8 protein-coding genes are annotated in these 16019 nt (G+C 58.5%); all 8 read right to left on the minus strand.

All coding sequences use genetic code 11. The features are described 5' to 3' along the window. Positions 1 to 17: 17 nt before the first annotated feature. Positions 18 to 2009 (minus strand): sodium-translocating pyrophosphatase, encoded by a 1992-nt coding sequence (locus NHH03_RS11925; protein ID WP_253156305.1) that lies wholly within the window; start codon positions 2007 to 2009, stop codon positions 18 to 20. A gap of 173 nt (positions 2010 to 2182) precedes the next feature. Next, positions 2183 to 2392: a cbb3-type cytochrome oxidase assembly protein CcoS gene (gene ccoS / locus NHH03_RS11930; RefSeq protein WP_253156307.1), complete on the minus strand. Its 210-nt coding sequence runs from the start codon at positions 2390 to 2392 to the stop codon at positions 2183 to 2185. Beyond that, entirely contained in the window at positions 2389 to 4896 is a 2508-nt protein-coding gene (locus NHH03_RS11935; protein WP_253156309.1) for a heavy metal translocating P-type ATPase, read from the minus strand. Before NHH03_RS11935 ends, ccoS begins: the two co-directional genes overlap by 4 nt. Before the next feature lie 89 nt (positions 4897 to 4985). After that, positions 4986 to 10034: an MG2 domain-containing protein gene (locus NHH03_RS11940; protein ID WP_253156311.1), complete on the minus strand. Its 5049-nt coding sequence runs from the start codon at positions 10032 to 10034 to the stop codon at positions 4986 to 4988. Continuing rightward, complete coding sequence (locus NHH03_RS11945; RefSeq protein WP_253156313.1) at positions 10031 to 10573, minus strand: RNA polymerase sigma factor; 543 nt, start codon at positions 10571 to 10573, stop codon at positions 10031 to 10033. The genes NHH03_RS11940 and NHH03_RS11945 overlap by 4 nt, the downstream gene beginning before the upstream one ends. 100 nt (positions 10574 to 10673) lie before the next feature. Next, complete coding sequence (locus tag NHH03_RS11950; RefSeq protein ID WP_253156315.1) at positions 10674 to 13709, minus strand: VWA domain-containing protein; 3036 nt, start codon at positions 13707 to 13709, stop codon at positions 10674 to 10676. A 98-nt stretch (positions 13710 to 13807) separates the two neighbouring features. Continuing rightward, a complete protein-coding gene (locus NHH03_RS28165) occupies positions 13808 to 14689 on the minus strand; it encodes a CPBP family glutamic-type intramembrane protease (RefSeq protein ID WP_253156318.1) in 882 nt (293 codons plus the stop codon). A 139-nt stretch (positions 14690 to 14828) separates the two neighbouring features. Beyond that, complete coding sequence (gene argC, locus NHH03_RS11960) at positions 14829 to 15851, minus strand: N-acetyl-gamma-glutamyl-phosphate reductase (RefSeq protein ID WP_253156320.1); 1023 nt, start codon at positions 15849 to 15851, stop codon at positions 14829 to 14831. Positions 15852 to 16019 lie beyond the last annotated feature (168 nt).

Below are 16019 nucleotides of genomic sequence, written 5' to 3' on the forward strand. Positions count from 1 at the left end.
ATACTGACCGCTCGATTTCAAAGGTATGGTGCGATCACCAGACTGGTGATCGCCAGGACTTTGATCAGGATATTCAGCGACGGTCCCGAAGTGTCTTTGAAAGGATCGCCGACGGTGTCGCCGATCACACAGGCGTGGTGCACGGGGGATCCTTTGCCGCCCAGGTTTCCCTGTTCGACGAACTTTTTGGCGTTGTCCCATGCGCCGCCCGAATTGGACAACAGAATCGCCAACAACACACCGGTCAGCATCGCGCCGACCAGCAAACCACCCAGCGCTGCGGGACCCACCAAGAACCCGACCAGCGGCGGCGTCGCCAAGGCGATCAATGCCGGCAACGGCGTTCGTCGTAGCGCCGCACCACCTGCGATGCGAATGCAACTGGCGTGATCGGGTTTGGCGGTGCCCTCCATCAGTCCTGGAATTTCACGGAACTGACGCCGAATCTCTTCTACCATTTCTTTGGCCGCATCACCGACCGCTTTCAACGTGAGTGCACTGAACAGAAACGGCAGCATGCCGCCGATGAACATTCCAGCCAACACCAACGGGCTATCGACCAACAGACCCGATTCCGATGCGACCAGTTCGATGTAAGCACTGATCACAGCCAGCGAGGTGAGCGCGGCCGCACCGATGGCAAACCCTTTACCGACTGCCGCAGTAGTGTTTCCGACCTCATCCAGTTCATCGGTGATCGCCCGCGTCTCAGCTCCCATCCCAGACATTTCCGCAATCCCGCCCGCATTGTCGGCGACCGGCCCATAGGCATCGACCGTCATGATCATGGCGACCGTGGCCAGCATTCCAACCGCAGCCATCGCAACGCCATACAATCCTGCCAACTCGGTTGCCACTAGAATCGCTGCGGCCAACGAACAGATCGGAATCACGATCGATTCCATACCCACCGCCATCCCGCTAATGATGATGGTTGCCGGTCCGGTCTGACCGGCTTCGGCAATGCGTTCGACTCGTTTGCCACGCGTGTACCATTCGGTCGACAACCCGATCACGATCCCGGCCACGGCGCCCGAAACAACGGCCCAGCCAACATTCCAAGCAACGCCCATCACCCACAGCGTGATCCAAACCGCAGGGATGAACATCAGGCTCGAACCCACCATGCCAAACCGCAAAGCGGTCGCGGCGGATTTGCGAGCCATCGGTTTCATCATGAACATCACCACAGCGGAAATGGCTAGACCGATCGTTGACAAAACCAACGGTAAAAATAACAGCGCCGGGCGACCACCCAAAAGATCCGCCTGTTCCGAAGTCAAAACGGTTGCGATCGCCAGTGCCGAGACGATTGATCCACAGTAGGACTCAAAAATGTCAGCCCCCATCCCGGCCACGTCGCCGACGTTGTCACCGACGTTGTCCGCGATCACACCGGGGTTGCGTGGATCGTCTTCGGGAATGTCCGCTTCGACTTTGCCGACCAGGTCCGCGCCAACATCCGCACACTTGGTAAAGATCCCACCGCCGACTCGCGCAAACAGTGCAACCAGCGATGCCCCCATCCCGAACGTGCTGTACAGCGACAGTGAGTTCGCATTGGCACCCAAAAAATAAAACAGCCCACCCAGCCCGATCAGCCCAACCGATGCCACGGTCAATCCCATCACGCTGCCACTCATACAGGCGATCGAAAATGCTTCTGTCATACCGTGCTCTTTTGCGGCAACGGCAGTCCGACTGTTGGCCCGCGTGGCGGTCAACATGCCGACCAGACCAGCTGCGGTGGAACCAAACGCGCCCAACACAAACGCCATCGCAGCTTGGCCCGACATCAGCGTTGCGATCGTGATCGCCACCAACGCCACGACAACCGCCAGGACCGCATACTGCTGGCGTAGATACACCACCGCGCCAAACCGAATCGCCCCCGCGATCTCCTGGACCTGTGCGTCCCCGGCGGGCCGCCCACGGATCGCCATCATCACCGCGATTGCTGCAATCAGCCCCAAAACGCCTGCTGCTGGTACCAACCAAACAAAGTCCATGACAGTGCTTCCTGATGTTGATGGTTCCTTTGATTCGACTTCTAAGGTAAGCCATCTGGCAGAGTGATACAGCCTGGGGATGGCCTTTTAAGATTCGAATTCCGGCATTCAATCACGATTGAGGGGTGCGATCTGCCGTTGAAGCAACTGGCGTGCCAATTCGAAATGCCAACTCACAGGTCGTTTTGACTGTCGACCGACGTCCTATCGATGGCCGAATCCGTCGCCGTGTCGGGGACGATCGGCTGGTCATCCACCAGCACACGGACCGCCGGTGTATCCAGGTCGTCGTACTGGCCGTTGCGAATGCAATACAAACAGGCCAGCAATCCGCCACCGCCTAGCAGCAGTGCCACGGGCAAAGCGATGTACAGAACACTCATGACGGGGGATCTCGAAACGTCGGCCAAACCAGGGTCAATGACAGCACCGAAACAGAGCTGATTGGCATCAACACGGCGGCCAGCAGGGGGCTGATGTAACCGGCCAGTGCCAGCACGACGGCAAACAAATTGTAGGCCAATGAAACGGCAAAGGTCGTGCGGATCAATGCACTGGAACGTTTCGCCGCATCCATCAAATCCGCCAGACTCACTAGCGCACCGGAAGCGACAAACACCGGCGCCGCTTGCAGACTGACTTCCGCACCGCCACGAACCGCGATCCCAACGTCGGCTGCCGCCAAGGCAGCCGCGTCGTTGGCGCCGTCGCCAATCATCACCACTGTTTGATCGCCGTGACCGTTTCCGGTCACCGTCGCCAGCTTGTCCTCGGGCGACAAACCACCAAACACCTGTCGCGAATCGATGCCGACTCGATCGGACACCTTGCGAACCACATCCGGGTGATCACCCGAAAGGATTCCGACCTGCCAACCGGATGATCGAATTCGCGCGATCGTTTCGGCGGCATTCTGTTTAATCGGGTCGGTGATGGACACCACCGCCACCGCGACCCTGTCACGGGCGATCACGACAGGCGTCATCTGGTTCTCCAAACAGGTTCCGATCGCTGTCATGACGTCGTCGGCCAGCCGAACGCCCAAGGAACGCATCAAAGTTTCATTGCCAACAGCGATGTTGTGTCCACCACAGCATCCCTGCACACCACCGACACTCAATCGAACGTCGTCGGCCGCTGGCACGGACAACCCCAATTGTTCGGATTGGCGGACGATCGCATCTGCGATGGCATGGCAACATTCCCGCTCAATTGCCGCCGCTTCGGCGATCGAGTCTCGATCGCCCCAGACCACTTCGGCTCGTGGTCGGCCTTCGGTCAACGTTCCGGTCTTGTCGAACCAAACGATTCCTGTTCGGCTCAACTGTTGCAGCACACCGCCGTCGCGGATCAAGATCTTTCGTTTTGCGGCTCGTCCCAACGTGACCGCAATCGCAAGCGGTGTTGCCAACGCGAGGGCGCAGGGACAGGCCACGATCAACAGCGCGGTCGCATTGGCCGTGGCGACATCCATCCCACTGGGAAACCAAACCACAAACGCGGCAATCGCCAACAGTGTGACGACCACTACGAACACGCCTCCGATCCGATCGGCCAACTGAACGATCGGCGTCCGCTGTGCCATCGCGGCTTCGACCGACTGCATCACTTTCCCGATCCGACTGTGTTGTCCGGTCGCTTCGACCGAAACGGTGATCGGACGCGACAAATTCACCGTTCCAGCCGCCACGCTCTGACCGTCGCGCGTCGGGATCGGTTCACTTTCGCCGGTCAGCAGCGATCGGTCCAACATTGATTCACCAGTTGTCTTGCCCAACGCCACCACGCGTCCGTCGCAGGGAATGCTTTCGCCCACGTTGACTCGAATCAATTGTTCGGCCGCCAAGGACGTGACCAGCACCCATCGTGTCTGGCCATCTGGATCGGCTTCGTTGACCAACCGCGCATGCTGCGGCGTGATCCGCAACAACAGATCGACCGCGCTGGCCGCACGGTGTTGTTGGCGAAATTGGATCCAACGACCGACCAGCAGCAAGAACACCAACATTGTCAGCGAATCAAAATAGACGTCACCTGTGCCGGTGATCGCATGAATCAATCCGACCGTGGTCCCCACCGACAATCCCAACGCAACGGGCAGGTCCATGTGCGGCGTCCGTGTCCGGATCGATGCCCAGGCGCTGACAAAAAAGGTTCGTCCTGGAATCGCGATACTGGCAAGCCCCAGTGCGGTTCCGGCCAATCGCAGAAATGTCCGGTGTTCGCTGGCAAGCCCCGACGCATCGCCCGCGTAGAGCGCCACTGCGATCCACATGGCATTGGCGGCAAAGAAACCGGCGATGGCGATTTGCATCAACAACCGTCGATTTTCGATGCGAAACCGATCCACCGGCTCGCTGGTCAACGGTGACAGTTCGTATCCCAATCGGGCCACCAACCGCGCGATCTGGCTGAGTTTGATTTGGCTGGGATCAAACACCAATTCGATCGTGTGTCGATTCAACCGCACCCGAGCGAGCGTCCATCCGGCCGTCCGCGTGGCCACGTTTTCAATCAACCAAGCACACGCAGCGCAGTGCAGTCCGCTGATCGACAGTTCCGCCTGCATGCGACCATCGGCAAGTTCGCGCGGTGCCGAGAGCCCCAGAAAGGCGATGTCGTCCAGTGCGTCGTAGCGTGACGTGTCCGCGCTATCAAAAAGTCCGCTGCTGGCCTGGTTCTGATCGCGAATGGCATAGAAATCACCCAAGCCCCAACCGTGGATCAATTCATACGCTTGGCGACAACCACCACAACAAAACACTTTTGTCAGATCGTCCGACGCGTCGCACACGGTGGGCAATCCACAGTGCACGCAAGGGAGTTCGCAGCGACGCTGTGCGGCGGCCGCGGGTTGATCGGCAGGTTGGGGGCGGGTGGTCGGCATCAGAGTGCGGGTTCGGCATCACGGGCAGAGCACACCCAGCATACCGCATCGGCAACAAATTCCACCCAGTCCCCGCTGGTGTGGAGGATTTATCCGACCGGTTTCGAAACCTCAATCGTCAACGGAGCCGACCACGACTTGGATTCAGCGGTGTAATACAGGTAAGCCGAACTGGCCGGGCCGGTGTAGCGTCCACCGACTTGTGCGACACAGGGAATCACGATCTGGTGGCTCTGATTCGGCGCCAGGGTTCGCCAGTACAAAACAAGTTTGCGTCCACGCAATTCGTAATAATCGATCACTCCGGTTTTCCGTAGTTTGTCCAGGGATTCGATCACCGGTTCCAACCCGCCCGGCAGGCCCACGGTTGCCACCGTCATCGGTCGCCCCTGGTCGGTTTTGTTGCGGACATCGGCAATCACATCGATGGTGTCCCCGGCGGCCACCGACAAGCGGTCGTCGGCAAATTGAACGCCGATTTCGATTGGGCAGGCGGCGTCACTTTCGGGAGCGGTCGTGTGGCCGTTGACCTGGACGGTGAATGGCAACGCGGCACCATCAACCGCACGGAGCGACAACGTTGCTGAAGCAGCCAATTGTTTCAAAATCGCAGCGGACATGCTCCATTGGACTCCGTCGCCCGGCCGACCCTGCCACTTGATCAGATCAACGACTTTTTCATCCACCAACACTTGAACCTGGCCTCCCTCGCCGCCGACCACGGTGTCGTGCACTGCGATCAATGCCTTCAATGCCAAAACCGTGGCTTGTGTGGAACCGAAACCACCGGATTGGCGATGATCAACCAACCAACCTGCCGCTCGCCGAGACTGGGATTGTTTCGCCTGAGCGGCCTGAAATGCCAGGATTGCCAGCGAGGTGGTTTCGACGGTGCGTGAGATTCCACCGCTTTGCGTGACGGTCGTCTGGCCGATGAAACTGCCGTCGGGTTGTTGTTGCTGGACCATTCGGTCCAACAACTTGCTTGCCGCTGCACCGCGTCCGACGTTGATCAACGTGATGGCTGAGAGTGACATCAAGTATGGGTCGGTTGAATTTTCTGCGACTTGCTGCATCCGATCCAGTTCCGCGGACAACTCGGATTCGATCCGCTGAGAGTCTCCCGTGGCCACATCGGCTTGGGACAAGGCCCACAACAGATAGGCGTTGACGACGTCTTGATTGACCGACCAGGCATGCAGGTGTCGCGGGTTGCGTTGGAATCCGCCCTGGCCGTCGCGCCGATCCAGCAACCAGCGGCGGGTCCGTTCCATCATCGCTTGGTCGACGGAGACAAATTTGGACATCTCGGAAAACTGCATCAATCCGAATGCCGACAATGCTTCGTGTCCAGGGTCATTGCCGAACCATTCGTAACCCAGTGTCGAACATTCGTAGCTGGTCAATTTTCGGTAGCCGCGACGCAGGAGCGAAATGATTCGCCGCTGGTCGGAATCGTCGGCGGTGGCGTCCAGTTGCATCAGCTGAAACGCCATCACGTTGGGGTAATTGGATGCCGACGCTTGTTCAAAACATCCATGCGGTTCTCGCAGGATGCTCTCCAGACCCGCGCTCAATTGCGACTGGGTGCTGGGATAGATCTCGATCCGGCCGGTCAGCGATCCGCCGACGATTTGGTCAGGCAAGTTCAATGGCACGCTGACATCCTCCGACAGCGTTCCCGATTGGCTAACGGCAAACGGGAATCCGTCGGCCACAATGTTGACGACACGCTCGACGTGATCGGATAGCGATCCGCCCTGCTGCTGCGCCAGCACGGTTAGTTTGGTCTGCGTGGACGCGGTTGGTTCGCCGACCTTCAGCGAAAATACTTCGGTGGTTCGTCCGTCTGCCGCGATCGACGTGGTGGCGGAGATTCGATCACTGCCAAACGCCGGGTCGACTTCCAAACTGATATCGAACTGCCCCGCTTGCCCGGTTCCATTGATGATTCCCACTGGCAAATCAATTCGATCGCCGACGGTGACTTCCAACGGCACCTTGGCTTCGACCTGAAGTGGCAACCGGGTCACGACTGATCCGCCGCCACTGCCGATGCGTCCGTCCGCGCTGTGAGCGTCCACGTGCACACCAAATTTGGTCAGTGAGTCCGACAGATCAAATCGTATCGTTGCCGTACCGGTCGAATCGGTCACCATCAACGGATTCCAATACAGCGTCTCGGTGAAATCACGTCTAACGTTGTCGTCGGCAGCCTGATGCAGGTGCGCGTACTGGCGAATCGGAAATCGCAATTCGTCCATCAATTGATCCGCCAATGCTTGGGCATCAACATCACGGGCTTTGGCCCAACGCTGCAACTGGTCAGGTGTCAGTCGTGACGGATCGATTTTCTCTGTCGACGATCGGCCTCGATTTCCCAGGAAGATGCCAACGACGCGTTGGACAAACGCCGGACGAGTTTCACCATCGGATGCCTCATCAGACGGATCAGCCTGAAGTTGCATTTCTAATGCTTCGGCCGGTCGCTCGGGTTGGCTGTTCATCGCAGACGCCCCCTCCATCTCCTGCCCGGCTTTCATCGCACGGCTCGCCGTGTCACTTTCCGTTGCAGCCGGCGACATGCTGGTCACGTGTTGCGAACCGCAACCGGCATGAGTCAAGATGACGCCGGCCAACAGCAACATCGTGGCTGCGACAACCGTGGGTTTCCGCGGACGCAGCAAAAATCCGACCAGCCACAGCGCGCCGATGATCATCAACACCCAGCGAATTTCATCGACAAACTGGCTCCACACCTGATTCGCTTGCCTGCGGTAATCCATGATCTGCTGACGCAGCGTGACTTGGTTGGACTGAACATCAGCCACCAGCCCTGCGCGGCGGCCGTCCAATTCGATCAGCCGTGCCAGCTGATCACGAAAAGATTCTTTCCCTTGGTCCGGAGAACCACTGACAAACCGTCGCCAACCCTGGGTGCCCAGCAGCAGATCCAGACTGTTCGCCGCCTCGGGCCCGTCGGCCAGGTAAACGTCGGCATGCTCCAGATCCTCGGGCGACTGGATTTCACTGGTCAGCAAAAAATGCGTTCGGATCGACGGCAGATCCTGTTGTCGCAAACTGAGTGCCGTGTCATCCACCACGCTGACACCCAGCACCGCACCGACCACCGGTGCATCGTTTTCGTCAGTGACCGACAACGTCATCCGTACCGATTCACCTGGCGTTTGCACGCGCTGGGGGCCATCCATCGTGGCGGAAATGTTTAGCCGTTTTGTGTCCCGTCGATACACCAATCGTTCCACCAGCGGCAACGCGGTGTCGCCTTCGGTGTCCAAAACGGTCACACGAATCACACCAGCGGCTCGGTCCTGAATCGGAACACTGACCGCAGTCTCGCCCAAACCCAAGTCAATCGTTTTGACACCCACCAATTCACCGCGACACACCGCACGCACAATCACTTGCCGACGCTTGGTACTGTGCAGTGTGATCTGGATCGGCTGACCAGCGGCGTAAACGCCAGGCCCCGCATCCAGCACCGGCAACGCTTCGACCACTGATGGCAACCAAGGGGTTTCGGTGATGTCCTGTGGCGAAGTGATCCGCAATGAGTAGCGCATTCCCGATTCGGGTTTGAATTCGAACCGCCCCATCCCATCACGTACTGTTTTAACACTGGCCACCATCCGTCCGGACTGTGACAAGATCTCGCCGGTGATTTCAATCGGTTTGCCATCGATATCGCGAGCGGCAAAGTAAACGCGGTTATCGACACCACCGACCAGGTAGCCGCCTTCGGGATAAAATTCGATTTCCGCGCGGCCGGTATGGATCGGAATCGGTCGCGCCGCGGTCTCCGTCACTGAACCGTCGTCGATGGCGATACTCAGTGTTGCGTTGGAGCTGCGAATCAATTTGGGCAGATCAAATGCGATCGATAACTGGCCCTGATCGTCTAGCGACAGGTCGGCTTGATACACAATGTTGCCGTCCACCACCGCTTTGGCTCGCGCCGTGGCAAAGGATGGGATCTGGTCATCCGCACGTCGAACAACCAAATTGGCTTCGACGCGATCGCCACCGCTGAAGGAGCGTTTGCCGAATTGCAAATCCGTTTTCAGCCGGACGGCTCGATAGCGGCGGACTTCCAGATCACAGCTCTGATCGGGAAAGAAGTCATCCAAACTTTTTGCAACTAGTTTGAACGCCCCACCAGCAGCCGACTCGGGGACAACAAACGCGCCGCTGCCGACGCCACGTTCGGTAACGCCTTCGATCACACAATCGGAAACCGCCGACCCGCTGGGATCGATCAATTCAAATCGAATCGGGACGTCAACGTTTGCCGCCAGGGTGCGGCGATTGAGTGTTACCGAGCGAAAGTAAACGGTTTCTCCCGGCCGATAAACCGGGCGGTCTGTCGACACGAACGTCAAACAACGTGTCGGTTCCAACGGCACGGTCAACCGCACCACATTGCTGTCGCCGACCTGGGTGGCGTCCACGTGCAACACCGCGTCGCCGGGAATGGCGATATCATCGGGGACACGAATCCGGCAGGGTTGCGAGGGCGCCGTCTGGGCCGAGCCAAAAAACAGCACCGCACCCTGCGAGAGCACCTTGAAGGAAATCGTGGCCGGCACGATTGGCATTGAGGGATCAAAACCATTGTCACCAATCGGCGAGTCCACATCGGATTCGGGGCCGACCGAGACCAGGAACTCATTTCGCGCCAACGCATCCGCTCCCGCGATGGGCTGGACCGCGACACGAATTTGGCTCGGTGGGGCGGCGGGCCATTGGGACCAATACTTTAACCCGCTGACGGTGATGGCGATCGTCGCCGCCGTCACCAACGAACCGAACCACAGTCGCATGAACCGGTTGGATCGCGCCGAGCTGGCCGGTAAATTCGCTGGCACCGGGGCCTCCGCCGGCAACTCGGTTGCAGCTCTCTGGGGCGCATTGACCTTGGCCGCCTCGGCGAATTTTCCAGCCATCACCAGGGTTTGCGCCCATGCCTTGGCAACGGCGGGGTCACGGTTGATTCGCTGGTGTAACGAGTCCGCTTCGTCATCTTCCAACAGCCCGTAGTGCAGTTCCAGCAACAACTGACGTAGGTCATCATCGTGCGGCGGCGGGTCAACGGAATGTTTATTTGGATCGCGGTTCATGACAGGTCTCCCACGCTAGAGCGAAGCTGGCGGATGGCCGAGCGCATGCGAGTCTTGACGGTTCCGAGCGGCAATGACATGGCGTCGGCGATTTCGACATAGGTCAAATCACCGTTTTGCCGTAACAGAAACACTTCTTGCTGTTCGGCAGGAAGCTGCGCGACGGCGCGACGCAGTCGCTGCAGATCCTCATTTTTCATCAGCCCAACTGGTGGGCTGTCGGCGGTCGAAGCCATGGCGCTGTCCTCGTGCAGGGATTGCCGACGACGGTTCCACGCGGTTTTGCGAAAATCGCGTCCGGTGTTCAGCGCAACGCGAAACACCCACGCACGTAGATTTTGAATGTCGTCGATCTGGTGTCGGCGGTGCCAACACTTCAAAAATGTTTCCTGCAACGCATCCCGAGCATCTTCTAGATTTCCAACCACGTAATACAACGTTCCCAAAATTTCGTCCGGGCAAGCATCGAAAAACTGCTCCAAACGCCGTGCTGGGGCGTCGGAAGCGGTGATTTCGATCGATTCCGGATCGTCGGTCATGGAAAGCGTCTGCAGCGGAGGATGCGTTGTCCACTAGATCAGACGAGGCATCCGGAGAAACGGATTTCAGAAAATCCAGAAAACGCCGACCAACGGGATCTCAGTCTTGGTTGTCTTTGCGGGCACGGCGTTTGGCCTCCAGCAATCGTTCGGTGTAGCTGGATTGTGGCGGCGTCTCGGCCGGTTTCTCCGCTGTCGACGATTTCGGTTTGGATCGGCCGATGTCCGACAGCTGGAATTCGTCATCCGACGCATCGACGTGGGTCGGTTCGAAGCGGACGCTGGCACGCCGTTTTTCTAGATCCTCGTCCACCTGCGACTTGTTTTTCCGCAGCGCATCGAGCCGGGTGACCACTTCCGCGGACGACGTTTTTTCACCGCGCAACCGTTTCATGGTGCGACCGACCCAGGACATATCAAACGCGATCCGTCGCACCATCACGTCTCCCAGGAACAGACAGCAGCCGCCCAGGACAAACCAGGGCCAGGCGTCGCGAATGCTGCGGGCTAGCGCCAACCCACCGCGAAAGGCGTTGGCGTCGACCAATTCTTCGCTGCTACGGTCTTCCAACGGCGCGGTGACTTCGCCCGCTTGCCCACCCCGCGGCTGGGTCGCAGCTAGTGATTCGATCAACGCCATGTTGGTTTCGCGAACACGGTATTCATCGCTGTAGGGAACCGTCACGCCGGTGGTCAACGGTGTCGCACCGGCGCCGGGAACAACGTTCACAAAATAGCTGCCCGCGGTCGTTGCGGGAAAGGAACCGACGTAACGCCCGGGGGCGGATTGACGCATGATCAACGGAATCGGATTCAGGTTCGCATCGAGTGCGGTCGCATTCATTTCTAGAAAGTCGAGGAACGAATCGTCGTTGGCCAGCGCGTTGACGACCACTTGCACCTCGCCGTCTTTGACACTGGTTGCGATTGCAAATTTTCCTGTGTCGCCGGTCGGCCGCATCAACCAACGGACCAATTGGCTATGGAATTTGTCATAGTCCTCCCAGTCGTTCCAGGAACTGGCCCATCGCGCGCCGGCATCGGTGGTCAACACCGCCGTTCGCCCCAATCCATAGGTCCACGCCGCCAAGATGGTCGCGTTTTCCGGCTGGTCTGGCTTAGGCGATTGAATCAACACCTGTGCCAGCGGGCTGTCTTTGGTCTGGGTCATCACAAACCCGGTGATCGGCGGCAGTACACGATCGATGCCGTCCAGCAAGGCATGTGGGAAAATGACTTCGGGTACCGCGCCACCGGGCGGTTCATAGACCAACGGTTTTGAAACACGCCGCGCCTCGCGTTGGAAAATTCGCGGCAGCGCGCGACCTGATTTGACGCTGTAATACTTGCCGCCGGTCGCGGTGGCGATTTTCTGTAACCGTTGGCTGCCGGCCAATCCGTGCGAGGCGACTGCGACGGTGCTGATCGAAATGCTGTTGTTCTTAAACGCGTTGATCGTGCCCGGCATCGGGTCACTGGGATCACCGTCGGAGATAATGATGCAGTGTTTGACTGACGCCGGAGCAGCGGTCAACGATTTGGCAGCCATCTTCATTGCCGGATCAAACTGCGGCATGTCGCCGGGCGTCATCTTGCTGATCCGTGACAACATTGCGCGGCGGTTGGGACCGACTTCTAGCAAACCTTGTTGTCCGCCCCACAGCCAAGCGTCACCGCTGAAATTCCAGTGCAAGACGCCCGCCAAATCCGAGGGCCCGAGTTGTTCGACCGAGGATTTGCAAATCACTTTTTGCCAGTGGTTGCCGTCGGCCATTTCACTGGCGTGCATGATCAACGCCAGCGCGCCGACGGCCTGGACCTTGGCGTTCTTGATTTTGAAATCGACGGGCATCGCTTTTTCAATCTCGGTGCCCGTCCAGCCGCCCGCCCCAAACGATTCAGGCCCACCGATCATCAACAGCCCCGCACCCAATTGCTGGGTGTTGCGGACCAGCATTTCAATTTGTGTGTCGGTGAACGACACGATTTCGCTATCGGCCGCCCCGCCGACGCGCGGCACGCCGGCCAAGATCACCGCATCATAGGCTTGCAGTTCGGCCAGCGATCCGAACAGGTTGTGGTTGGTTTGGGTGACGACTTCGATGTTATTGTCACGCAGTCGTTCGACTAACAGATCAAAGTCACCGGCATGCTCCGGCGAACCGTCTTCGATCAACAACACTCGGCCTTTGCCACGCACGTGGGTGTATGCGGTGGCGCTGTTGTTTTGACGCAGCCCGTCGTCGTCTTTGCTGGCCGGAACGAATTCGGCTTCGTAGATATACGGAGCGGGACGATCGATGGTGTGTCGCAGCGGAAAAACGTTTTTACCAGGCGTCAACGTGATGTCCTGTTCCAACAGGATGGATTCGTTTTCGCCGACTTTTTGTTTCACACGAATCTTGCCCTCGGTCGGTGTCGCATCGGCATTGCTGGTGTCGGCATAATTGTTGACCACGATTCTGGCTTCAAAGGGTTGGCCTTTGCGGATGTCGTTGGGCAGGTCAATTTTTTCGACGAGCACTTCGCTTTTGGCATCCAACATCACCGGAACCACATCAATACCAATTCCTGCGGCGGCAACGCGGGCGACCAGTTTACGCGCCTGACCCAGATTTTCGTTGCCATCGGTCACGACCACGATCCGCCGCGACGTGTCCTCGGGCATCGTCGCTTGTGCCAAATTCAATGCGGATTCCAAATTGGTCGCATCGCTCCGCTCGAGCAAACTCTCCAGACGACGAATCAATACGTCGCCGTCGAACGGTGGGATCTCGATCGACGCGTCGCGGCCGAACACGATGATGCCGGCTTGGTCGCCACGGACGCCGTCGCGATGCCGACGGACATTGCGGACCACGTAGTCCAACATCACTTGGCGTTTGGCGTTGGGAATGCTCTCGGATTGATCGAGTACGTACATCACGGTGATCCGGTCGCTGACACGGACCAACTGCACGCCAGCCAAGGCAAACACGAGCACCGACCAAACCAATGTGCGCAGCAGCAGTGCCAATGCACGACGCGTCTTGCCCAGCACCCCCAGTGATTGAAAACCGATGTACCACAATACCGGTAACAACAGCATCAACCAGAGGTAAGCCGGATGCTCAAAGCTAAGGCGATAAGGCAACATTTGCGGTCGGTGCTCGATAAGCGGATTCTCAGGTTGCCGGTCGCGCCGCCATACGCGCTCCGGACAGACACCCCATGATACCGCAATTCAAGCCGACTTCATCCGTCCATCACACTCGCCGCCGAATTCCCCCGTGGAATCCGCCAAATCGCCACGGCTGTCCACACCGATCCGATCAGCCCCGTCAACAAAACCAGCGACAGGAACATCGCCATTTCAGGGGAAACTTGCTGATTCGGATCCTCTGGTGCCAGCACCACGGCGACCACACTGATGGCATTATTGAAAAAATGCCCCAGCATTGCCGGCAAAATCGACCCGCTACGCCAGGTGATGAACCCCAGGTAAACGCCCAGCGGGAACACCGCCATGATGTGAATCCAATCCAGATGGAACAGGGCGAATAGCAACGACGAAATCAAAATCCCAGACGCCGGCGAGAGCGCCCGGGTGAGCCGGGTTTGAACGTAACCGCGAAACAGCAATTCCTCACAGATCGCCGGCGTGGTTCCGATCAACAGTGCCAGTGGAATCAAAAAACCCGATTCGCCATGACCGCGAAAGACGTTGGTCATCATTTTTAGATTTTCGCTCTGCTCCAGCAACGAACCGATCAGGATCGACGAAGCCCAGCCGACCAGAGGCGTCGTCACCGCCGCGGCTAACCATGCCCACAACGGCCAATGACCACGTACCAACGACAATCGCTGCAGCGTCGGAACCGGTGACAGAAACGCCGCCAAAAGCGCCGGAAACACCAACGCAAACTGAGGGACGATCACCAATAAAATCAGCCCCAGACGCGACGCCGAAACGGTGCGCATCGTTTCCGGATCCAACATCATCGGCCCGTTGATCTTGCCGTGAACGACAAACACGGCCACAAACGACATCACGAAACTGGTCGCCAAAAACGATGCCAGCGAAACCAACGGCAGCAACAATGCCGTCCAAATCCGTGGCCGCGCGGGAACCGTCACTTCAGGCTCGCTGGAATCGTCCGGCGGTATCATTCCCGCAGCAGACGGATCGCATCGGGGCTGCGGGTTTGGCGCTGTCGTGTCGAACGAAATCGTATCGTCGATCGGATCTGGGTTGTTTGGATCTTGCACAATGCACCTAAACCAAACCGGCCGTCTGGTCCAAACCAAACATCACGTTCATGTTTTGCACCGCGGCACCACTGGCTCCCTTGGCCAAGTTGTCAATCACGCACATCAAAACCAAACGGTCTCCCGCGGCGCGAACGGTCAGTTGCACATAGTTAGTGCCGGCAACATGTGCGGTGGCGGGTAAGTGTTCCACGGGCGTTACAAAGGGTTTGTTGGCATAGCAGTCATTCCAACACTGGCTCACTTGGTCCACCGCGTCGGTCGCCATCCCGGCGGCCGGGCGAACATAGATGGTTGACAGGATTCCGCGTGTCATCGGTGTCAAATGCGGTGTGAACAGCACCCGCGTCGGCCGACCGGCGATCCGACCCACCAGGTCTTCGATCTCGGGTTGATGGCGATGACTGCCGACTGCGTAGGGTGCGATTGATTCGTTGGTCTCGCAGTACAGCGTAGCCACTTTGGCGCTACGTCCAGCGCCGCTGACGCCGCTCTTGCTATCCACGATGATGTCATCGGGCTGGATCAATCCGTCACGGATCAACGGTGCCAACGGCAAAATGGCGCTGGTCGGATAACACCCCGGGTTGGCAACCACATCAGCGCTGGCGATTGCGTCGGCAAAAAATTCTGGCATTCCATAGGCCGTGCTGCCGACGCGCTCCGGCCAGGGATGTTTGACCTGGTACCACCGTTCGTAGACCTCCAACGACGACAGACGAAAGTCGGCGCTAAAGTCAATCACGCGAACGCCGGCGGCCGACAGTTGCTTGACGGTCTCTGCTGATGCGCCGTGCGGCAAACAGCACATCGCAACGTCACAGCAACTGGCGATGGCGGCTGGATCCAGTTCCGTCAATTCCAAGTCCACACGCCCGGCGAGTGACGGATGCACACTGCTCAAGGGCTTTCCCACGTCCGCTCGCGCGGTCGCAATCCGCAATTGAGCCTCGGGATGAGTGGACAAAAGACGAGCGACTTCCAAACCGGTGTACCCGGTGGCACCAATCAGCGCGACAGAAAGTGTCATATCAAAATCAAATGGAATCGTGACAAAAACGATCAGGGGGGGAGAGCAGTCAATGGTCCTGCATCGGCAACCCAAAAGTAGCCGATCCGCTACGGTGACAACAGCGGCAGACGACAATCGCAGCCAGCAGCGATGCTAATCTAGGTTTTACGGGAATTTGCCAACCCA

It is taken from the genome of Stieleria tagensis, assembly GCF_024129865.1.
In the GTDB taxonomy this organism is placed as follows: domain Bacteria; phylum Planctomycetota; class Planctomycetia; order Pirellulales; family Pirellulaceae; genus Stieleria; species Stieleria tagensis.

Excerpts from the sequence above, each read along its gene's own strand:
- NHH03_RS11925 (WP_253156305.1), bottom strand. The coding sequence starts at position 2,009 with ATGGACTTTGTTTGGTTGGTACCAGCAGCAGGCGTTTTGGGGCTGATT.
- ccoS (WP_253156307.1), bottom strand. The coding sequence starts at position 2,392 with ATGAGTGTTCTGTACATCGCTTTGCCCGTGGCACTGCTGCTAGGCGGT.
- NHH03_RS11935 (WP_253156309.1), bottom strand. The coding sequence starts at position 4,896 with ATGCCGACCACCCGCCCCCAACCTGCCGATCAACCCGCGGCCGCCGCA.
- NHH03_RS11940 (WP_253156311.1), bottom strand. The coding sequence starts at position 10,034 with ATGAACCGCGATCCAAATAAACATTCCGTTGACCCGCCGCCGCACGAT.
- NHH03_RS11945 (WP_253156313.1), bottom strand. The coding sequence starts at position 10,573 with ATGACCGACGATCCGGAATCGATCGAAATCACCGCTTCCGACGCCCCA.
- NHH03_RS11950 (WP_253156315.1), bottom strand. The coding sequence starts at position 13,709 with ATGTTGCCTTATCGCCTTAGCTTTGAGCATCCGGCTTACCTCTGGTTG.
- argC (WP_253156320.1), bottom strand. The coding sequence starts at position 15,851 with ATGACACTTTCTGTCGCGCTGATTGGTGCCACCGGGTACACCGGTTTG.